The organism is Stappia stellulata, assembly GCF_020176715.1.
Lineage (GTDB): Bacteria > Pseudomonadota > Alphaproteobacteria > Rhizobiales > Stappiaceae > Stappia.
Genome location: NZ_JAIVMF010000004.1, coordinates 237568 through 258566, shown reverse-complemented (window position 1 = coordinate 258566; position 20999 = coordinate 237568). Strand labels below are relative to the sequence as shown.

The 20999-nt window shown below is 65.9% G+C and carries 20 protein-coding genes; 5 read left to right on the top strand and 15 right to left on the bottom strand.

Features of this window, described 5'->3' with window-relative positions:
- Positions 1–18 precede the first annotated feature (18 nt).
- The 7 genes from fliN to LC092_RS07515 form a co-directional block, all read right to left on the bottom strand.
- Entirely contained in the window at positions 19–369 is a 351-nt protein-coding gene (gene fliN, locus LC092_RS07545) for a flagellar motor switch protein FliN (RefSeq protein ID WP_224805838.1), read from the bottom strand.
- Positions 366–1073, bottom strand: coding sequence for a FliH/SctL family protein (locus LC092_RS07540; protein WP_224805837.1), 708 nt, complete (start codon positions 1071–1073; stop codon positions 366–368). The genes fliN and LC092_RS07540 overlap by 4 nt, the downstream gene beginning before the upstream one ends.
- 42 nt (positions 1074–1115) lie before the next feature.
- The gene (gene fliG, locus LC092_RS07535; protein WP_224805836.1) at positions 1116–2180 is read right to left on the bottom strand and encodes a flagellar motor switch protein FliG; all 1065 of its coding nucleotides are present in this window, start codon (positions 2178–2180) and stop codon (positions 1116–1118) included.
- The gene (fliF, locus tag LC092_RS07530; protein ID WP_412103536.1) at positions 2177–3808 is read right to left on the bottom strand and encodes a flagellar basal-body MS-ring/collar protein FliF; all 1632 of its coding nucleotides are present in this window, start codon (positions 3806–3808) and stop codon (positions 2177–2179) included. The genes fliG and fliF overlap by 4 nt, the downstream gene beginning before the upstream one ends.
- Positions 3809–4257: 449 nt before the next feature.
- The gene (locus LC092_RS07525) at positions 4258–4533 is read right to left on the bottom strand and encodes a DUF1153 domain-containing protein (protein WP_084650161.1); all 276 of its coding nucleotides are present in this window, start codon (positions 4531–4533) and stop codon (positions 4258–4260) included.
- Between the two features lie 420 nt (positions 4534–4953).
- Positions 4954–5628, bottom strand: coding sequence for a flagellar hook assembly protein FlgD (locus LC092_RS07520; RefSeq protein ID WP_224805835.1), 675 nt, complete (start codon positions 5626–5628; stop codon positions 4954–4956).
- A gap of 49 nt (positions 5629–5677) precedes the next feature.
- Positions 5678–6880 carry a flagellar hook-length control protein FliK gene (locus LC092_RS07515; protein WP_224805834.1) on the bottom strand — a complete coding sequence of 401 codons (1203 nt, stop codon included), beginning with the start codon at positions 6878–6880 and terminating at the stop codon, positions 5678–5680.
- Positions 6881–8619: 1739 nt separating this feature from the next.
- Between LC092_RS07515 and mnmA the strand changes: the two genes are divergently transcribed.
- Both mnmA and LC092_RS07505 read left to right on the top strand, forming a co-directional pair.
- Complete coding sequence (gene mnmA, locus LC092_RS07510; protein ID WP_224805833.1) at positions 8620–9801, top strand: tRNA 2-thiouridine(34) synthase MnmA; 1182 nt, start codon at positions 8620–8622, stop codon at positions 9799–9801.
- Positions 9801–10499 (top strand): class I SAM-dependent methyltransferase, encoded by a 699-nt coding sequence (locus LC092_RS07505; protein ID WP_224805832.1) that lies wholly within the window; start codon positions 9801–9803, stop codon positions 10497–10499. Before mnmA ends, LC092_RS07505 begins: the two co-directional genes overlap by 1 nt.
- A gap of 42 nt (positions 10500–10541) precedes the next feature.
- Here LC092_RS07505 and LC092_RS07500 read toward each other — a convergent pair whose 3' ends face one another.
- From LC092_RS07500 to LC092_RS07475, 6 genes are all read right to left on the bottom strand, one after another.
- On the bottom strand, positions 10542–11489 hold the full coding sequence (locus LC092_RS07500) for a DMT family transporter (RefSeq protein WP_224805831.1): 948 nt from the start codon (positions 11487–11489) through the stop codon (positions 10542–10544).
- Positions 11490–11580: 91 nt separating this feature from the next.
- A complete protein-coding gene (locus LC092_RS07495) occupies positions 11581–12891 on the bottom strand; it encodes an alanine racemase (protein WP_224805932.1) in 1311 nt (436 codons plus the stop codon).
- 22 nt (positions 12892–12913) lie between these two features.
- Complete coding sequence (locus tag LC092_RS07490) at positions 12914–14008, bottom strand: pyridoxal-phosphate dependent enzyme (RefSeq protein ID WP_224805830.1); 1095 nt, start codon at positions 14006–14008, stop codon at positions 12914–12916.
- A 13-nt stretch (positions 14009–14021) separates the two neighbouring features.
- Positions 14022–14741, bottom strand: a complete 720-nt coding sequence (locus LC092_RS07485) for a hypothetical protein (RefSeq protein ID WP_224805829.1) — start codon at positions 14739–14741, stop codon at positions 14022–14024.
- Between the two features lie 238 nt (positions 14742–14979).
- On the bottom strand, positions 14980–15174 hold the full coding sequence (locus tag LC092_RS07480; protein WP_224805828.1) for a hypothetical protein: 195 nt from the start codon (positions 15172–15174) through the stop codon (positions 14980–14982).
- A gap of 50 nt (positions 15175–15224) precedes the next feature.
- Positions 15225–15434: a hypothetical protein gene (locus LC092_RS07475; protein WP_224805827.1), complete on the bottom strand. Its 210-nt coding sequence runs from the start codon at positions 15432–15434 to the stop codon at positions 15225–15227.
- Between the two features lie 234 nt (positions 15435–15668).
- Between LC092_RS07475 and LC092_RS07470 the strand changes: the two genes are divergently transcribed.
- From LC092_RS07470 to LC092_RS07460, 3 genes are all read left to right on the top strand, one after another.
- Positions 15669–16619: a LysR substrate-binding domain-containing protein gene (locus LC092_RS07470; RefSeq protein WP_224805826.1), complete on the top strand. Its 951-nt coding sequence runs from the start codon at positions 15669–15671 to the stop codon at positions 16617–16619.
- A 170-nt stretch (positions 16620–16789) separates the two neighbouring features.
- On the top strand, positions 16790–17494 hold the full coding sequence (locus LC092_RS07465; RefSeq protein ID WP_224805825.1) for a pirin family protein: 705 nt from the start codon (positions 16790–16792) through the stop codon (positions 17492–17494).
- Positions 17495–17594: 100 nt separating this feature from the next.
- Positions 17595–17897 (top strand): GNAT family N-acetyltransferase, encoded by a 303-nt coding sequence (locus LC092_RS07460; protein WP_224805824.1) that lies wholly within the window; start codon positions 17595–17597, stop codon positions 17895–17897.
- A gap of 303 nt (positions 17898–18200) precedes the next feature.
- Here the strand turns inward: LC092_RS07460 and LC092_RS07455 are convergent, their stop codons facing one another.
- Both LC092_RS07455 and LC092_RS07450 read right to left on the bottom strand, forming a co-directional pair.
- The gene (locus LC092_RS07455) at positions 18201–19376 is read right to left on the bottom strand and encodes a pentapeptide repeat-containing protein (protein ID WP_224805823.1); all 1176 of its coding nucleotides are present in this window, start codon (positions 19374–19376) and stop codon (positions 18201–18203) included.
- A gap of 172 nt (positions 19377–19548) precedes the next feature.
- Positions 19549–20841 carry a lipopolysaccharide biosynthesis protein gene (locus tag LC092_RS07450; protein WP_224805822.1) on the bottom strand — a complete coding sequence of 431 codons (1293 nt, stop codon included), beginning with the start codon at positions 20839–20841 and terminating at the stop codon, positions 19549–19551.
- Between the last annotated feature and the right edge of the window lie 158 nt (positions 20842–20999).

The window sequence follows — 20999 nt, the reverse complement described above, 5'->3', positions numbered from 1 at the left end:
GGTCTTCTCCTGTTCCGATCAGCGATCGGACTTGATGATTTCCGTCATGGTGACGCCGAGCTTGTCCTCCACGAGGACAACCTCGCCGCGGGCCACCAGCCGGTCGTTGACGTAGATATCGATGGCTTCGCCGACCTTGCGGTCGAGCTTGAGCAAGGTGCCGGGCGCAAGCTTCAAGAGCTCCGACACATGCATCCGGGAGTGGCCGAGCACTGCGGAAATCTGCACCGGAACGTCGAACACGGCCTCCAGATCGGCCGCGCCGCGCGCTTGGCTGAAGTCCCGCTCTTCCTCGCGCCCGCCGGCCTTGCTTCCCATCTCCGCGAGCGGCAATCCGTTTTCCTGCACGTTTTCGTCCGTATCACTCATTGGTCACTCCGCTCCCCGGCGGTTTCTTGGGTTTCGGAACTGCCGGGCCTGGCGGGCGAGCGCCGGCCCTCGAAATAGCGGCGCGCCGCCTGGTCGACCTGCTTCTCGATGGCGCGGCGGTCGCGCACGATGCCGCCGTCGGCCCATTCGATGCGGCAGTCGCCGGCGCCGAGGTCCGGCTCGCCGAGAAACACGACCCGTCCCTCAAAGCCCTTTTCGGACACGAGCGGATCGACCTTCGCCTTCAGCGCTTCCAGATCGCCCTCGCGGACCCGGATCACCAGATGCGGCGCCCGGCGCAGCGGCCCCAGGCACTCCGAGATCAGCGCGATGATCTCGCCCAGCGGCTCGCGGGCGATCAGATGCGCGCAGATCCGGCGCGCGACGAGAAACGACAGCGCGACGGCGTCCTTTTCCTGCCGCGCCTGATCGGTGTCCAACTGGCCGATCAGTGCGCAGATGTCGTCCGACAGCCGCCGCGTCTCCTCGGCGAGGCGACCTTCGTCGGTCTGCTGCTGCTCCAGCGCCAGCGACGCACGGCCGCGCTCGTAGGCCGCCTGCTCGGCGGCCGCAAGCAACGCCTCGTGGTCCGCCACGGACATCATCGGAACCTCCGGCACAGCCGGCTCCTCGACGGCCTCGCGTTCGGGCGTCACGTCGATCGCCGCGAAGTTGCGGTCGAAAAGGAACCGGTTGGCCTTCATTTCTGTGCTCGCAAATCGTGTCATCATCGGGTTTCAGGCCACTCAGTAGATGATTTCGTCGTCGCCCTTGCTCTTGGAGAGCATGAGCTCGCCCTTGGCGGCGAGATCCTTGGCGGTTGCGACCATTCCGGACTGCGCTTCGTCGACATCGCGCAGCCGGATCGGGCCGAGCGCCTCCATGTCGTCCTGCATCATCTTTGCCGCGCGCGACGACATGTTGCCGAAGAAGAAGTCGCGAACGGTTTCCGACGCGCCCTTCAGCGCAATCGCCAGCCGGTCCTTCTCGACGCTGCGCAGCAGGGTCTGACAGCTGCCGGCATCGAGCTTCATCAGGTCGTCGAAGGTGAACATCAGCGTCTTGATCCGCTCGGCGGATTCGCGGTTTTCCTCTTCCAGCGCGGCCAGGAAGCGCGCCTCGGTCTGCCGGTCGAAATTGTTGAAGATGTCGGCCATCATCTCGTGGCTGTCGCGGCGCGAGGTGTTGGTCAGATTGGACATGAACTCGACGCGAAGCGTCTGTTCGACCTTTTCCAGAACCTCCTTCTGGATCGCTTCCATCTTCAGCATGCGCGAGATCACCTCCAGCGCCAGCTCCTCCGGCAGGATGCCCAGGACCTTGGCGGCATGGTCGGGATCGATCTTCGACAGCACGACGGCAACCGTCTGCGGGTATTCGTTCTTCAAGTAGTTGGCGAGAACGTTCTCCTGCACGTTGGAAAGCTTCTCCCACATGTTGCGGCCGGCCGGTCCGCGGATTTCCTCCATGATCACATTGACGCGGTCACCCGGCAGGAAGCTGGACAGCAGCCGCTCCGTGACGTCGACGTTGCCGTTGAGCGCGCCATTCGACGAGATCTTCTTGACGAAGTCGACGAAAAGCTCCTCAAGCATCTTCGGGGTGACCGGGCCGAGCCGCGACATGGCGGCGGAGATCTCGCGGACCTCCATCTCGTCGAGCTTCTCCCAGATCTTGCGACCGTGCTTCTCGCCGAGCGCGAGCAACAGGACAGCCACCCGCTCCGGCCCCTTGAGCTCGCGCTCCTTGCCAGATTCGCTGACGGTCAGCTGGGAGTTGCCGGTCGTCTGAATGCTGTTTGCGATGCTCATGCTGCTTCATTCATCCAGCTGCGGATGATCCCGACTGCTTCGTTGGGGTATTCCTCGATCAGTCCGCCGACCTTGGCGATGGTTGCGACCTGCACGGCGCCCTGCGCCTGGGCTTCCTCGAGCCATTCGATGCGCGGCTCGCCGTCCTCGTCGACCTCGCCGCCGGCCTCCGCCGACTGGGCGGCGATCATGGCGCTCTCGATCGGCTGGCCGTCGGCGGTGAGGAGTGCCGGCTGCTCCTTCTCCTCCACGCTCAGGATCCGCTTGATCAGCGGACGCACCGCGAAGAGGGTGAGAAGCAGGGCGATCAGGAACAGCACGCCGAGTTCGATGAAGCGCATGATGTCGGCGCGGGTGAATTCGAACAGGCCGGCCTCGTCCTCGGCAAGGACGCTGTTCGGCGCCTGGGCGAAGCGCAGGTTGACGACCTCGACCGTGTCGCCGCGGGTCTCGTCGTAGCCGACGGCGGAGCGAACCAGCAGAGCGATGCGCTCCAGTTCGTCGGCAGAGCGCGGCGCGTAGACCAGGTCGCCGTTTTCATCCGGGGTATAGACACCGTCAACCAGCACGGCGACCGACAGGCGGCGCACGCCCCCGGCTTCGACGACCTCGGTCTTCACGGACTTGGAAATCTCGAAGTTGACGATTTCCTCGGCCTGGTTGGCGATGTCGCGGTCGGCGCTGTCGCCGTCCTGCTGGTCGGCCTCGGGCAACTGGTTGGCGGCGGTCACCGCGCCGCGGCGTCCGATTGTCGAGGAATTCTCTTCCCGCGTCTGGGTGGAACGCACCACCTGACCGTCCGGATCGTAAGTCTCCTGGGTCTCGGTGATGCGGTTGTGATCGAGCTCCATGGCAACGCGCACCCGCGACCGGCCGACGCCGACCACGGAGTTGACGATTTCCTCGATCTGCGTGCGGGCCCGCGCTTCCATCGACTGGCGGCGCTCCTGCAGCGACGAGGCGATGAAGCCCTCGCCCTCCTCGCCGGCACCGCTTGCCAGCAGGCGGCCGGTCTCGTCGACGATCGACACATAGTTGGGCTGCAGCCCCTCGACCGCCGTGGCGACGAGATGCTGGATCGCGCGGATCTGGCCCGGATCGAGCGAACCGCGCACGCTGAGCGCGATCGATGCCGTCGGCGGCTGGTGGTCGCGCTGGAACAGCTTGCGCTCCGGGATCACCAGATGCACGCGGGCCGACTTGATGCGGCCGATGGAGCGGATCGTGCGGGTAAGCTCGCCTTCCAGCGCCCGCGTCCGGTTGATGTTCTGCACGAAACTGGTGGAGCCCAGCGTGTCGGCCTTGTCGAAGATCTCGTAGCCGACGGAGCCGCCAAGCGGCAGCCCCTGTTCGGCAAGCCGCATCCGCGTGCGGAAAACGTCGTCCTGCGGCACCAGGATGGTCGACCCGTCGTTGAGCAGCTCATGCGGCACCGCGAGGCTTTCCAGCTGCGACACGATCGCGGAGGAATCCTCGAAGGTCAGGTCCGTGTAGAGCGGCGTCATCGTCGGCGTCGAGATGCGCAGCATGATGAAGGCGAACACGCCGACAAGAATGGCGGCGACCGCACCCATGGCCGCAATGCGGGTCGGGCCGAGTGTTTTTACGAGTTCCGCAAGTCCGTTCACGTGCCACCCATCCGATACGCTTGGTAGAGCCTTCAGGAGACCGGGCCATCCAGAGGCGCCTGGGGATGAGGGGATGGTGAAAAAGCGCCCCCGGATGGCCGGTAGGCAAAATTTGCCCGCCAGATGGTAAACAAGGTGTTAACGAACGTTAGGATTTGGTGAAGACGGCGGAAATCCGGGCTTCGTGCTTGGCGAAATGCGAAAACCACCCGGCAATATCCGCCGGTCGGATTAACGAATTTGAAAAAGCAAAACGAGTCACCGCCCCGCCGGAGGTTCGGGGGGGAACCGCAAGACGCAGCGGAAGGTTGGCCAGGGCGTGACGCGCGCCGAGCCTGCCGGGGCCCGGGACGGCCCGACGGCCGCAGACCCCGCAAAAACAAAAGGGCCGGCAAATTGCCAGCCCGTTTGTCACGATCCTTGCGAAGGGGCGGTGTCGCCCGATCGTCTCAATTCCGGTATTGTTGCACGCGGGTCGCCCTGAGGCCGGCAAGTCCGTGCCGATCAATGGAACTCTGCCAGGAGAGGAACTCCTCAACCGTCAGCGTATAGCGCTTGCATGCTTCGTCCAGCGACAACAATCCACCGCGAACGGCGGCGACGACCTCCGCCTTGCGGCGAATGACCCATCGACGCGTTGTCACCGGCGGAAGGTCGGCGATCGTAAGCGGCGACCCGTCTGGGCCAATAACATATTTGACTCGTACACTTGCTCGGTCGGTCATTGTACTCTCACACTCAACATGACCACGTTGACTATGACAGTAGCTATCCGGCTTTAAAATTTGCCTAAGGCTGAAGCAACAATTCGGTAAGAATTGAAACGACTCAGGCGCGTCCTTTGGAGCCGCGATACAAGGCAAACCTTCAGGAAAACACCGTTTCGGACCTCTCGCAAAATGGGAGGCGAAAACGGCCGCGCAAAAAAAGCCGAAAGAAGTTTGCCGGACGGCCCGGTATTTCCGCCGTCACCGGCCCCTCGCCAGGCAGGCAGGCCGGCAACAAGGCCTTGAGGCGAGCTGGCCTGGCGCGGCACGGCCAAACGAAAACGTCCGCAAGACGGATCTTGCGGACGTGGAGGCGAGAGGCGGCAAGGCGCAGCCGGCGCCTGCAAAGATGCGGCTCGACGGTTTAATGGCGCAGGGTCAGCTCCGGTTGACGGAAATCACCGCATTGGCGGGGATGCGCGCGCCGCCGACGGTCAGTACCGCGCCGCCCTCGGTGAACTCGATCCCCTCGACCGTGCCGGACACTTCCGTCGGGACCCGGATGCTCGGCGCGCCATTGGCGTCGTAGCGCCCGATCGTGATCGAATAGTCGCCATCCGGAGCCTGCGACCCGGCGGACGTGCGCCCGTCCCATTCGAAGGTGTCGCGTCCCTGCGACAGGGTCGTGTCGCCGGAATAGACCACCGCCCCGAGGCTGTTGCGCACCTCGACGCGCGCCTTGCCGCCCTCGCCCGCATCATAGGTCCAGGCCGCCTCGCCGCTCTTCAGCTCGGTGGTGCTGCCGGATGCCACGACGTTGGTGCCGAGATAGCTGACGTAGCTCGAGGCGGTGGAGGAGGCCATCACCTGCAGCAGATTGCCCAACTGGTCGTTGGTCTTGATCTGCTGTTCCACCGAGGAATACTGGACGAGTTGCTCGGTGTATTTCGACGAATCCGTCGGGTCGAGCGGGTCCTGGTTCTGGATCTGCGTCGTCAGCATCGACAGGAACAGCTCGTAGTTGCTGTCGAGCGCGGACTTCGCCGAGGAGGTCGACTTCGCCGCCGCTGCAGCGGCACTGCTCTGTTCGCTAATTCCGGTGATTCCGGTCATCCGTTTCTCTCCTGATCCCTCATGCCGTTCCCGGCCACCGCGTCAGCGGTCAAATCTGTATGTCGAGCGCGCCGCTGGCGCCGCGCACCTGAACGCGCGAGACGCTCACCAGGTCCTCGACCTCGCCCTCGGCAGCCGGACCGTCGCCGCCCCGGCCTGCGCCCGGGGCGTCATCCTGGCCATCCTGGCGCTGGAACCCGGCAAAGCCGCCCTGATCCTTCAGACTGAGCTGCACGGATCCGTTTTCCAGTTTCAGGCCGGCCGCATCGAGGGCGCGCTCCAGGCTGCGCTGGTCGCGCAGGAACATGTCCAGCGTCTCGCTGCGTTCCACCGCAAGATGCGCCCGCACGGTGCCGTCCTTGCCGACCTTGAGGTCCACGTCGATCCGGCCCATTTCCGGCGGATCCATGCGGATCTGGAAGCGGGTCGATCCCTTGGACGCGAAGCGGGCGATCTCGGCCGCAAGATGAGCGGTCGCGGCAGCCGCCTGTTGCGGAAGCGACGCCGTCGCGGCGGTGCGGGCGACAGAGGCCGCCGCCTGCTGGGCCGCATCGCCGCGCTGGCCGAAGTCGCCGAAGCCGTCAATGTCGAACCCGCCGTCGCCGGCACTTGCCTGCCCGTCCGACAGGGCGGCGGCGAAGGCGAGCGCCGCGGCGCTAACGCCGGCGCGCACCGGCTGCGGCTGGGCCACTTGCGTGGCGGCCGGCGTTACGGCCGGCGGCTTGGTCTCGGAGGCCGTGTCTTCGCCCGTTGCTCCATCGCCTGCCATGGCTTTCGCGAGCGTGGATGTGGGTTCTCCATCGACGGCATCGGCATTGCCGCTGGCGACCGGTTGGCCAAGATCGCGGGCCGGTGCGTTCATCGCCATTTGCGTCGTTGCGCGAAGCGCCGCCGGATCGTGTCCGTTGCGCGGCACCTGATCCGCCCGCGCGGCAGCCTCGCCGTCGCCCGCGCCGACCGTCGCGTCGGGTTGTGCCGCCGCATCTGACTGTGCCGGCGCATCAATCACCGGGGCGGCGGTACGCGGGGTCGACCCGGTCGCGGGCGACCCGGCGGCCGTCATCTGCGGTGCGCTCTGCGTGCCGTCTTTCCCTGTGGCGCCTGTCCCTGTGACGCCCATCCCTGTGGCACCTGTCCCTGTAGCACCTGTCTTGGCCGCATCCGCCTGCGGCGCGTCGCTCGCGCCCGCGGAGGCCGCCGGCGTCTCTTGCGCGACCGAGACGTCGACGGTCGCAGCAGCGGCTGGCGTCATGGCCGGTCGCGGAGGCGCGGTGCCTGCCACGGGCCGGGAGCCTTCATCCCCGGCGTCTGCGGAAACAGACTGCGAAGCCGTTGCAGACCCGGACGGAGACCCGACGCCAGCCTCAGCATCGACCGAAACCGGTGCGGCGACAGACGCGACCTGCCCCGGTGTGTCGGCGACCGACCCGGCCTGCGGCGCTGACGCGGCAGCGCCCGCAGTGCCCGCCACGCCGGCTGTCTGCGGCGCGGTGCCCGCCGCGCCGACGGTCTGCGTCGCGGTGGCGGACGCCCCCGACGGTGTCCCGGCGACGGAGCCGGCCGACGTCTGAGCGCCGGCAAGACCAGCCGGAAGCGGCGCGCCGCCGGTCTGCTCGGACCCGGACGCGGTGGCAGCATTCGCTACCGTTGCCGAGCGCATGGCACTGACAGGGTTGTTTGCGGCAAGGGCGGCGCCGACCGCCGGTGCTCCGACTTGTGCCGGGCCCCCGCCGGAAAGTGCCGCCGTGGTCCCGGCGGCGAGACCGGGAGGCGATCCGGCCTTGCCCTGCGCGGCCATACCCGATGCGGCCGTGCCGTCATCAGTTCCGGCGGCCGCAGCGCCCGGCGCCTTGCCCGTCACATCGGTCGCTTTGCCGCCCGCGGCGGCGGCACGTGCCGCCAGACCAGTCTCGGAGACAGCCTGCGCCGTCGTCAGAATGCTTTCGGGGGAAACGACACCCGGAGCTGCGCCCGCCACAAGCGACGGAACCGGAGCGAAAGGCGCGGACATCGACGCCGGTGCCATGCTCTCCAGAGTGAGAGGAGCACCCGCGCCGGGTGGTGTCGCCGCTTCCGTTTCGGTGGCGGTATCGCCTGCCAAGGCCGCAGCGCCCGTCGCTGCTGCGACCGGAGCAACCGATGCAGTGCCATCGGACACGGCCGGGGTCGCCGGCAGCACGGATACACCGCCCGGTCCGGCTGTTCCGAACATGCCAAGTCCGACTGCGGGGATCACGGAGGGCGTGTCCGTCGTTTGAGCGGCGGGCGCCCCGGCAGGCAGGGGACCCGTTGCAGTCACAGATCCCGGCCCAAATCCGGAGAGAGGTCCCGTCACAGTCGCCGACGCCATTGCGCCACCGGCAACCGGGGCGCCAACCGGCACGCCGGTCGCCGCGCCCTGGACTGCGGACAGCGCGCGGGCGGAGACATCGCCGCCCAGGGAGCCGAGGTGTTGCGCGAACATCGACGGCACACCGGTCGCGGCGCCTGCAGCCGGTGCCTTGGCACCCTGCCCCGACACGGCCGCGCTGGCGGCGATCGCAGGTGCGGAAATGGAACTGGCGAGCGTCACGCATCTCTCCACTGGGAACCGCGCCGTCCACCGTAGCGGCAACCGCGCGCAATCATCTGCCAAACCTGTCAGCAAATGCCGGGCCAACTCCGCAAAATCGTCGTTTCCGGCCGAAACGGGAGGATTTCCTCCTTGCCTGAACCACACAATGGCCTCACATACCCGGAAAGCTTTGCCGCACGGGGAAAGGATTGCCGGGTGCGCGGCGCATCAACGGCCAGCCAGCCGGGGCGCTTGGCCTCGGCCGGTCGCTTCCGTTATAGTCGCGCCAACGCAAGGCGCGGCGCATGGCCGGCGCCCAGCCAGAGACCCGGACACGGCCGCCATGGCGTCGACCGGCCGGGCAACCAGATTTGATCGGGCGGCACGGGCCGGGCGGGATCGCCGGGCAGGCCGGCTCAGACCGCAAGGTGAGAACAATGCTCAACAGTCTCGATCTGCCGAAGAGACCGCAGGACACACGGGTCGTCGTCGCCATGTCGGGCGGCGTCGATTCCTCCGTCGTCGCCGGACTGATGAAGCGCGAGGGCTATGACGTCGTCGGCGTGACGCTTCAGCTCTATGACCACGGCGAGGCGGTGCACCGGGCGGGCGCTTGTTGCGCGGGCCAGGACATCCAGGACGCGCGCCGGGTCGCCGAGAGCCTCGGCATTCCCCATTACGTGCTCGACTATGAAGACCGCTTCCGCGAGGCGGTGATCGAACGGTTTGCCGAAAGCTACATCGCCGGCGAAACCCCGATCCCCTGCGTCGCCTGCAACCAGACCGTCAAGTTCTCCGACCTGCTGGAGACGGCGAAGACGCTCGGCGCCGACGTGCTGGCGACCGGCCACTATGTGCGCACCGGCATGGTTGGCAACCATCGTGCGTTACACCGCCCGGTCGATCTCGACCGCGACCAGAGCTATTTCCTCTTCGCCACCACCCAGGACCAGCTCGACTTCCTGCGCTTTCCGCTCGGCGGCATGACCAAGGCGGAAACCCGCGAGCTCGCCCGCGAGTTCGGCCTGTCCGTCGCCGAGAAGCAGGACAGCCAGGACATCTGCTTCGTGCCCCAGGGCAAATACGCCGACGTGATCGAGCGGCTGAAGCCCGACGCCGCCGAACCCGGCGACATCGTCCACCTCGACGGACGCGTGCTCGGGCGCCATCAGGGCATCATCCATTTCACCATCGGGCAGCGGCGCGGCATCGGCGTCGCCACCGGCGAGCCGCTCTATGTCGTGCGTCTCGACGCCGCCAACCGGCGGGTGATCGTCGGCCCGCGCGAGGCGCTCGGCACGCGCGAGATCGTGCTGCGCGACGTCAACTGGATCGGCCCCGGCCTGCTGGAAAACATCCCCGCCGACGGGCTCGAGCTGCACGCCAAGGTGCGCTCCACCCGTCCTCCGAGGCCCGCGATCCTCAGGCTGCGCGACGGCGAAGCCGTCGTCGAGCTGCTCGACGGGGAAACCGGCGTCGCACCAGGGCAGGCCTGCGTCTTCTTCGACGACGACGGCGACGGCGCGCGCGTTCTCGGCGGCGGGTGGATCGAACGAACGGTTCCCGGCCATGCGATCGGCAACCCGGAAAAGACAACACAAGCAACGGCAACGGCATAATGGTCGAAGATTTTCTCCGCGCTTCGCGGTTCGGGCGCTGGCTCGACCGGGTGTTTTCCTCCGCGACGCGCGGCACCGGCACGCGAAGCGATGTCGAAAGTGCCTATGCCCGCTGGGCGCCGGTCTACGACTGGGTGTTCACCGCGCCGCTGGTGTTCGGCCAGCGCGCCGCCGCCCGCGCCGCCAACCGTCTGTCCGGCGACCTGCTGGAGGTGGGCGTCGGCACCGGGTTGTCGCTGCCGCTCTACAGCCGCAACCTGACCGTCACCGGCATCGACCTGTCGGAACCGATGCTGGAGCGCGCCCGCGAACGGGTGGCGCGCAAGCATCTGGGCAATGTCGCCGAGCTGCGCGCGATGGACGCCGCCGACCTTGACTTTCCCGAAGCCCGCTTCGATGTCGCCACGGTGATGTATGTCATGACCGTCGTTCCCGACCCCGAAACGGTGCTGGCCGAGCTCGAACGCGTCGTGCGACCTGGCGGTACGGTCATCGTCGTCAACCACTTCGCGTCGCGCTCAGGGCTCTTTGCCTGGATCGAGCGCGGACTGGCGCGCTTCGCCGGCAAGCTCGGCTGGGATCCGCTGTTCGAGCGCGAGACTGTGCTCGACAACACCGGCATGACGCTGGTGCACGAGGAGCGCATCGCGCCCTTCGGGCTCTTCACCATGATGGTGTTCAAGCGCGCCGACAACTGAAGGCGCGGGCGACGCCGGCCGGCGCCGGGGTCCGCCTGACCGTCAACGCGGCGGGCCCGGAGCCCCCGGAACCGCTGTCGGGAGAATGCGGCGGGACCGCGATGCCGCAAGTCCGGCCCCGCCGATGAGGATCAAGGCGCCGCCCGCATAGGTGGCGGTCGTCGGGGTTTCTCCGAACAAGACCCATCCGAACAGGGCGCCGAACACGATCCATGTGTAGCGGACCGGCCCGATCAGGGCGGCGTCTGACAGGCGGAACGCCTGGATGTTGCAGACCTGCGCGAGGATCGCGATCGGTCCCAGCAGGACGAAGGCACCGGTCAGCGCGGCCGGAACCGGTTGCCATTGCCACAGGGCGGGGGCGGCGAACAGCAGCATGCCAAACAGGTTCACATAGAACAGCACGATAATTGCACGTTCCGAGCGCGCCAGCGTCTTGATGAGGATGCTCTCCACGGCGATGAGCACCGCGCCGGCAAGGGCGACGAGACCGGCAAGCAGCGTGTCGGCTTGCAGGTGCAGACCGGCGCCATCGCCGGCAACGACGATCATCGCACCGGCAAGACACACCAGCGCCGCGCCCCACTGCCGGGGCGTGAAGGCTTCCTTCAGCACGAAAACGCCGAGGAGCACGGTAAAGAACCCGTCCAGCAGGCCGATGGCCGTTGCATCGGCGACGGGCATGTTGGTCGCCGCATAGATCGCGGCCATGCCGCCGCCACCGCCGGCGGCCGCGCGCACCGCATGGACGGGAAGCTGCGGCGTGGCCAGCCCGCGAACCCGCTCCCGGCTGAGAAGCGCCCAGGCGACCACGCACAGGAACCCGCCGACATAGCGCAGCCAGATGATTTGCGCGGCGGATGCGACACCGCCGCTCCACTTCCCCGAGACGAAGATCAGGGCAAACAGCGCAACGGCAACGGCCGCCCAGGCAACGCCCTTGGCATTGTCGAACGCACCGGCGGTCGATGTCAGGTCCCTGGCGGCCATGGTTTTTTCTCCAATGGATGCTCCCGGTCCGCGGGCCGGCCCTGGCGAAGGAAAGGGCGGTCGCGCCGTCGCGCCCGCACCGGATGCGGCGTCAGAATGAAAATCGCAGCGTCGACGGGCTGCAGCCGAGAACCGATGTCACAAACTCCGGCTGCACATCGCCCATCCAGGCCGCGAGGGAAGAAATGTCGGCCCGCGCGCGCGCCCTCCACCAGTCGGTGGTGACGAACACATGGTCGCCGCAAGACAGGCGGTGCCCTGTCGGGTCTTCGGCCTCCACCGTGCTCATGTTCATGGATTGACGGCCGACGAGACGGTGTGCGCCACCATGTGCATTGAGGACGCAGGCCGGCGTCTCGGTCTTGCCGATGCCCTGGTAGGTTCGGCCCGCGCTGAGCCAGCCAAACCCGAGCAAGGCAATCCATTGCCCGGACCGCTCGCCAATCCGATAGGCATGTTCGTAGCCGATCGTCGCGCCTTGCGGACGGTGCATGCAGTCGCAAACGCTTGTCGCCACATGCATGACTTGTCGCGTTCCTGCGAAAGGCCCGCGCATTCCGTTGGCAGTGCCGTAAAGGGCGTTTCCGATCCGGTCGAACCTTTGCAGCCCCAGCCCGTCGAGATCGTCGACCCCTCCGAAGACGGCCGAGGCCGCGGACGAGAACAGACTGATTTCCGGGTCGCCCTCGCCCGCCTCCCGAAACAGCGGCAGCGCGTTTGCCACGATCTCCTGGAAACGGGCGATGCCCCGCCTCGACGGGTCATCCAGATCCGACGCATTGGCGCTTGCAGCGTCCGGCAGGTGACACCCGAGGCTCGCGATCCTGAGCCACGGCAGGGCAATAATGCTCGAGATCTGCGCCAGGCAATCCCTCATCGGCGCGATATTGAGCCCGGTCCGGCCCGAGCCCGCGACATCGAGATTGAGATGGACCGGCTGAACCCGCCGATGGCCGGCGGCGAGGTCGCTGACGATGCGGGCCGCCTCGAGCGATCCGACGGTCTCGCGCAAGCCGAGACCGTCGGCCATCGCGGCCGCGATTTCCCCCGGGGCGCCGATCCTGAGACGCAGCACCGGGATCTCGGCGCTTGCCTTGCGGACCGCCACCGCCTCCCGATTGTCGCAAATCGCGATATGACTGCAATCCGCGACAATCGCCTGCGCGACCAGGTCGGCGCCGTGCCCATAGGCATCCCCCTTCAAAACGGCGCAAAAGCCGTCGGGCGCGAGATGGCGTCTGATCAAGCCGGCGTTGCAACGAAGTGCCTGCGTATCGATACCCGCCCACAGCGGGCGGTATCCCTGCGCCGCGACCGCCGAACCGGCGGCGGCCAAAAACCGGCTCACGGCGGGCGCGGGGTCGACGGTAGGCCAGTGCACATCGGGTTCCAGCCGGGTCATGCCAACCATTTGGGGGCCGCCTTCATGGTTGATAGCCCGCAGGCCGTGGCGCTTGGGGACGGCCTGCCATTTCCTCGAACGAGCGGCGACACCACTTGAGACGGCACCACTGCGGCGCGACGTCGCCAAGCCTTTCGATCTCGATCGGCGCAGTGGCCGCCTCTCGGATGTCCTGCGCCCATGTGTCGAGCCAATGGGGATCGAACATGGTTTCGACGTATCGCACGCCGTGATCGGGCAGGATCGTCAGGACTTCGCGATCGGGCTCGTTTCGTGCGTACCATTCGGCGACGGTCAAGGCGGCACCGCTGGACGGCCCCACAAGCAATCCGGTTTTCCTGTGAAACGAATGAACCTTTTGCACCATCCTGGGCACGGGCACCCAGTGAACCTCGTCGCAGGCGCCGTGTTCGACATTTCCCATCGGAATTCCCGCCCCCATGGCGAGAATCTGCTCGAAGGTCTCGCGACACATGCGCGTGATCCTTCGCGCCTCCGCTCCAAACACAACGCTGCGATTGTGATCGACCGCGACAACCTTGAGGTTCGGATTTGCCAGACGCAGGAGCCTCGCAAAGCCGAACAGCGAGCCCCCGCTGCCCACCGTTCCGACGATCGTATCCACCCGCCGTCCGCGGTCGAGATAGTCTTGAGCGATTTCGCGGTAGGACGCGGCGTTGAGCGGGTTCGTGTATTGCTGCGGCCAGAAAGCCGTCGGATTGTCTGCAAGCAACCGATGCAGCACCTCCAGCCGCGCCTGCTGGATGCCGCCTTCGCAATTCCGGCTGGCTTCGACGATATGCAGCGTTGCGCCGAGGTTTTCCAGTCGCCACCGCACGATCTCCGAAACGGGTCCGGTAACCAGCGTCAACTTGAGCCCATAGAGGGAACAAAGGATCGACAAGGCCAGGGCAAAGGTTCCCGAACTGCTTTCGATCACCTGTCCTCCCGGCGGCAAGCGTCCGCTTGCCAGGGCATCGTCGAGAATGCGTTTGGCCGGCGTGAACTTCATCAGTTCGAATTTTGCAGCCGTCAGGTTCCGCTCCAGACGGAGAAAGGCGGGCACGGCGTAGGGCGCGATCACGCTGGCATCGGCGCTTTGCAGGCGAACTGTCATGGCATCGGACCTTTCATCGGATACGGAACAGGCCGAGCGGTTCGAAACCGCTGTCGGCACCGTCCGAAAGCAATCGGGAGAGCTGACCCGCTGTCGGTGCGGACCTCGCGCCGAAGAGCAATCCCGCAACGGTGCCGGAATGGGAGACGCATATACCGGCAGCGCCGGAATCCCGCTTCATCCGCAACAGGTTTTCGAAACCGGGCTTCGGGAACTTTCTCTGGTTTATCAGAGCGCTGCGGGTAGCAATCTCTCCAAGGCAACGGGAGTTGCCCCAATCGAGCGCATTGCGCAGCGTTGCGCGCAGCGCGTCGAATTCGCGCACCTCGTCCGTGTCGTATTTCGCGGCAGGTGTCTCGTCCGTGTTGAAACACGTCCCCGGTACGACGTTGAAGCCGACGATGGCGAGCGGCATGTAGGTGAGAGCGTAGTCCTCGATTACCCTGCCGACGCGTTGCGCGAACAACTTGACGGTGTTTGAAAACATCGTGCTGTCGGATGCGGCCTCCGCCTTCAGGGACAGATGCGCGTGCGTTTGACTCTCGGGCGCATTGCCGAAAGCCTGATCGAGAGAGCGAAGGGTCGCCGTGATGTCAGCGGTCGAAGACCCCATGCCGACTCCCATGGGAATGGTGGTGTCGATGGCGATATCGACGTCGAGCTGCGGCTCGACCTGATGATACGCCCGGTAGGCCTCGACCGCCTTGCGAACCTTGCTCTTGCCGGGAGGCATCCGGATGTCTCCGGTCCCGGGACTGACCCTGGCATGGGCGACGGATCCGATGCTGCGGCACGGAAGCGTAACAAGCCCCCGCACGTGGGACCCATCGGCCTCGGTGATTGTTCCCTGCATCAACTCACCAAAATGACCGCAGCAATGTCCGGTGCCGTGCCAGATCCAGCTATCGAAAAAAATTTCATCACAATAGAAATCGCTTCCTGCATTCTTGCGGAATATCCAGCGGGAGAGCTCACTTTACAGTGCTGTCGCGGGAGAGTTCTGGGTCATTCACAGGGATAGCGGACATCGTCTCTAGTGTTGCCTTGAGGTCATTCTTGCGCATGTACTCGCCAATCAATCGCAAAGCACCATTCATATTTCTTTCAAAGATACGACGATTGACGTCGGTCGCGAATTTGATGAATTGGCGATTCTCAATCGACATTTCTGTCTCCCTTGGCAGGAACTACGTTTTCAAAAATATATCTTTCAAATTTATTTGTGCCTTTCGGCATTTTCTTGTAGTCGCACAAACAGCCAATCAGCGCCGTTTTGCGGATCGTAGTTGCGGATCAGTAATGAGTTGTGCACCCACTGACGCAGAACCATCGCAGTCCAAACGATTTCCGCTCCGCGGTGTCGAGCGAACAGATCGCGCAATGCCGCTAGCTGATCGTATCCGGCGGCTTCCACCGCAAGCGTCATAGCCGTTCCTCCGGACGATCAATCACGCTCCAATGAGGTCCGGCCAGTTGCATCCTGGCCCAAGAACGAACTTGAACACGCCTTCCCGAGATAGGGTTGAAACGCGAATGCAATATTCGATTGCGGTTTGCATTTTCTTCCTTCGTTGGCGTGACTATCTCCGAATATCCCTCAACAGATCATGCAAATCCAATAGAGTTTGACCAGCCATCGATACATGTTGGATATAGGTGTATGAAAATCACGACCGCACAGCTCGACGCCTTTTCCGCCGTGCTCGACCTCGGGACGGCGACGGCGGCCGCGAGCGTGCTCAACACCTCCCAGCCGTCGATCACCCGCGCGATCAAACAGCTGGAGGACGCGACCGGGCTGGTGCTGTTCAACCGCACCAAGGGGCGGCTCGTGCCGACCGCCGACGCGCGCGATCTGGCGCGGGTGGTGGCGGACAACCATCAGGGGATGCTGCGGATCCAGGAAGCCGCGAAGGGCATTCGCCGACGCCGGATCGGCCACCTGCGCATCGCCTGCCTGCCGGCGTTCGCGCAAGGGTTCATCGCCCGCGCGCTCACCGACTTCCTCCCCGGGCATCCGCATGTCAGCGTCTTCATCCGCCCGCTTGCCTCCACCGACATCCGCAACGCCGTGTCCAAGGGGCTGATCGACATCGGCATCGCGGCCTATGAGGTCGAGGCTCCCGGCGTCCGCAGCACCCGCTTCACCGAATGCGCGGAGGTCGCCGTCCTGCCGCAGGCGCACCCCCTGGCGGAACGGCAGGACCTGACCCCAAACGATCTCGCGACGCAAAGGATCGTGCGTCTCGCGGGCGGCGATCCCTATCGCACGCGGCTCGACACGCTGCTGTCCGGATGTGCCGGGCAAACGCAGGCCCTCGACGGCCCCGTGATCGAGGTCGAGACCAGCGCCGCCGCCTGCGCGCTCGCCGCGGAAGGCGTCGGCATCGCCGTGATCAACCCGCTGACGGCGCTCGATTTCGTCCCGGCGGGCCTGGTGCTGCGCCGCCTGACGCACACGCTGCCCTTCATCACCACGCTGGTGCGGCCGGCCCAGACCGGCAAGGCGCCGCTGGCCGACGCCTTTGCAACAACGCTCGCGACCCGCCGGGATGCCGATCTCGCCACGGCCGCCGACCTGTGCGCGGCGCAGACGGGACAGGCGACATAGACGGTGCGGCCAATCGCCCGCCGAGACATCGCCTTGTTCGCAAAACGTGAACAGTGCGCCCACCATTGCGCCGATTGCCGGGACGCCCCGCAAGACCCACCTTGGGATCAGATCGTTGAAACCGGCGGACCGGCACACGGCCGGGCGCCCTGACGAAAAGGACCAACGGGATGCAGATCCATCGCCCATCCGATGCGCGGGGCCGGGCCGATTTCGGCTGGCTGGACAGCCGCCACAGCTTCTCCTTCGGCCAGTATTACGATGAAGACCACATGGGCTTCGGTGCGCTGCGCGTGATCAACGAGGACCGCGTGGCGCCCGGCGCCGGCTTCGGCACCCATCCGCACAGGGACATGGAAATCCTGTCCTATGTCGTGGAGGGCGCGCTGGAGCACAAGGATTCCATCGGCACCGGCTCCGTGATCCGGCCCGGCGATCTCCAGCGCATGAGCGCCGGCACCGGCATCCGGCACAGCGAATACAATCACTCAAAGGATGCGCCCGTCCACTTCCTGCAGATCTGGATCCTGCCGGAGCGTGGCGGACTGGAGCCGGGATACGAGCAAAAGACGTTCCCGCCCGAAGACCGCAACGGACGGCTCGTGCTGCTCGGATCCCGCGATGGCCGCGACGGCTCCGTCACCATCCATCAGGATGTGGCGCTCTATGGCACGCTGCTGAAACCGCAGGCGGGCGTCTCCCACGCTCTCGCCGAGGGCCGCAAGGCCTGGATCCAGCTCGTGCGCGGGACGGTTTCCGTCAACGGTCGGACGCTCAAGGCCGGTGACGGACTGGGCCTCGACACGCCCGGCGCGCTGAGCATCACCGCGCAGGAAGACGCGGAACTCCTGCTCTTCGACCTCGCCGCGCAGTGACACGGCTTGCGGATCGGGGCTTGCCTGCAGGCTCCGGTCCGGCTTCGCTTGTGAAAAAGGGCGCGCGCCACGCGCCGCATCTTGAGAGGGACATGCGGACATGACGGACACAGCCATCACCATCGAACTGGAGAGCAGCGGCGCCAAGGGACGCTATCTCGCCACGGTGGCGAACCACAAGGAGCCGGCGGAATTGACCTTTTCGGTCGCCAGCGACACGCTGGTGATCGCCGATCACACCGGCGTGCCCGACAGCCTACGCGGCACCGGCGTCGGCCATGCGCTGGTGGCGCGGCTGGTCGAGGACGCCCGCGCCGGCGGATTTCTGATCCTGCCGCTCTGCCCCTTCGTCAACGCCCAGCGCCGCAAGCACCCCGAATGGGCCGACGCCTTCAAGGCGTGAGCATCGGTCGGCGATCCTCGACGGCGCATCTGCACGATCCATTTGCAGAGGATCGCTCGTCCCGGTGTCCCGTTGGACCTGGCATTTTCCTGACGGGTCGCGGCACCTCGCTCCCATCACCGCCCGTCACCCCGGACGCCGCGCAAGCGGAGATCCGGGGTCCATTGGCGCCCTCGGCAGGTGTGGGTCGCAACGCGGTTCGCAGCGCCCCGCCTCCCGATACCTCGGAGCGCACGGAAACGTGGATTGGACCCCGGCTCGGGAGCCTGGGTGACGGCGGAGGGTTGGGCTCACGGAAGTGGATCAGTCGCCTTCTTCGCACCCGGCCGGATCGCGCAGCTCGATGGCGGCCTCGATCTCAGGCGGCATGTTTTGGGGCGGGCGATCAGCCCAGGCCCAGATACCGGTGAGGTCGGTATCTTCATCGAGCGCGATATCCGCAAGGTCCGCATTTGACAGATTGGCACTCCAAAGAATCGCGCCAGAAAGATCACACCCTGAAAGATCCGCATCGGCTAACTTGGAGCCCAAGAAGCGCGCGCCGGACAGATCAGCGTCATCAATGATCGTATCAGCAAGATTAGCATGCGTAAGAATCGTATCGGACAGTTTGGCCTCTCTTAGGTTCGCGCCACGCAGGTTCGCGAATACCAACTCCGTACCGGTCAGGTCGGCGTGATCAAGACACGCGTCGGACAGATTGGCATGCCATAGCTCCGCGCCAGATAGGTTAGCGCCAACAAGGCCCGCGCCGAACAGATTCGCGCATAAGATATTTGCGCCTGACAGATTGGCGTCCGCAAGATTAGGGCACCAAGCCGCTGCCTCTTCCAAGTCCGTTGCGGTCGAGATGGAAAAACGCAACTCAATCGTAGCGGTCAATGCTTCACAGATATCCGGACCGAGGTCCTCATAAGTCAGGCTCTTGGTATCCTTCTTGTTCGCGTCAGCCTCGGGCGAAACCAGTTTCCGCTCCTTCGATTTCTCCCGGATGAAGGCAAACAGCAGCGACTGCACCAGAATATAGCTCTCCTCCGGATCGCTCATTGCCAGTTCGCGCAAGCCATAAATGCCGGCGATGCGCACTGACAGTTCCTGGCTCTCAAGCATTTGCGCGCCCTTCTGGTAGCGGTCGATGTTGAGGCCGCGTTCCGCGACACGCTGTTGCCTGTTGGAGATTTCCTTGTTCTCGTTGGCGATATCGGCCTGCCGGGAGGCCGTGGTGGTGCGTTTCCAGGCCAAATAGAGCGCCGGAGCGGCAATCACCAAAAGCCCCAAATTGCGCAGGACAGCGGAGCGGTCCTCGCTTCCCCAATAGTCCAGCGTCCAGATCTCCGCGCCGGAAAGCACAAGGGCTGCGAGCGCGACACCGGCCGCCCCCAGGAACACGCCCCAGACCAGCGCCTCCGGCGTCCTGAAGCCGGAGGTTTCAGGCGGACAGGAAGAGAGGCGCTCGCGCGGCGGCGTGTTTTCGGACATCAATGCGCAATCCAAACAAGATTTTACCAAGGATTGCATCAGACCAGAGCTTGCAGCCCCCGGCAATGGGCCGACGCCTTCAAGGCGTGAGAACCGGAGGAGCGTTGCGCGCGCCCTTTCCGACCGGCGCGCCCGGGCGGTACGCCGCAGGCTCGCCCTTGCCGCCGCACGGTCAGCCCGCCCGGCCACCCCACACGGCGCAGTCGATACCAAGACGCCGGCGCGCCATCCACCACATCGCGCCGGCGGCGAAGCCCGTCGACGCAGTGTAGGCGATGCCGGCGGCGACAATGCCGAGCAACGGATAGAGCGCGAACATCAAACCGGCGGACAGCGGCAGCGACAGGATCAGGATTGCGACGATCTCACGCTGCCGCCCTGCCCCGCTCAGAACCGAAAGGGCCGGCCCGAACACGGCCCGAAGGACGAAAGTCCCGCACAATACCAACAGCAACGGAAGGCCGTCGGCGAACTCCGGCCCGAACAACGACAGGAAGAACGGGCCGACCAGCCACAGGCCGGCAAAGGCGGCGAGCGCATAGCCGACCGACAATCCGTTGGTGAGCGCGATCAGCCGGCTCGCCGCCGCCCGGTCGTCCAGGGCCTGCGCGGCAAGGATCTTCGGCTGAAACACCGAATAGATCGAGCGAACCCCGAACCCGGCCAGCACGCGAAAGCGGAAGCAGACATGCAAAAGGGCGATCTCGACCGGGGCAGCCACCAGGGATGCCAGCAGCAAATGCAGTTCGATCACATATTCCCAGATCAGGGATATGGTCAGCCAGGGCGGGGCCATCGACCACCAGCGCCGGGTTTCGCGTGCAACCGGCGCCGGCCGCTTGCGCAGCGCGCGATACAGGAAGCAGCCCTGCACCGCTGCCGCACTCCAGACGGCGATCGTCAGACCCGCGAGGATCCAGCCGGCGGACACGCCCGGCATGATGAAGGCAAGGCCTGAAACGAACACGAGGATCAGCACGGGCCGGCCGAGACTGTCGGCGATCTGCGCTTCGCCGGGCCGCTGCAGGCCGGTCAGGACCGCGCCGTTGAACAGGGTGAGCGCCACGCCGGGCGCGGTCAGGCACACGGCAACGATCACCTGCGACCGCAAGCCCCCCTCGGCGAGACCCGGCCCCGCGCCCGGCGCGAGCAGCACCAGCAAGGCGACCCCCGCGACGGGGACGCAGGCGACCAGCACGTTGCGCAGGCCCGCCCGCACCAGTCCGTGCAGGCGGTCGTCCTGACCCCGCGCGGCGTATTCCGCCGTGAGGATCTGGGCGAAGGCCTGAAAGCCGACGAGCATCAGGACCGCGAGCACCCCGGAGGCGGACACCGCCAGCGCATAGGCCGCCGTTGCGTCGGCGCCAAAGGCGCGCGCGATCACCAGCGTCGCCAGCAACACGGCGCCCGCGCCGAAGAGCCGGGCGAGCGTCAGCACCGAAAGCCTTGTCAGGATCGCCAGCATGACGCCAAACGCTCCCAATGTTCGGCCCCAATGCCGCACGGCAAGATGCGAAAGGTCCGGCCGGATGCAAAAGACATGACGCCCCCTTGCGCGCACGACGCGCCCGGCCGGGCACCCGGCCGGCTTTGCACGCCCGCTGTCACGGGAGAGCCCTCTTC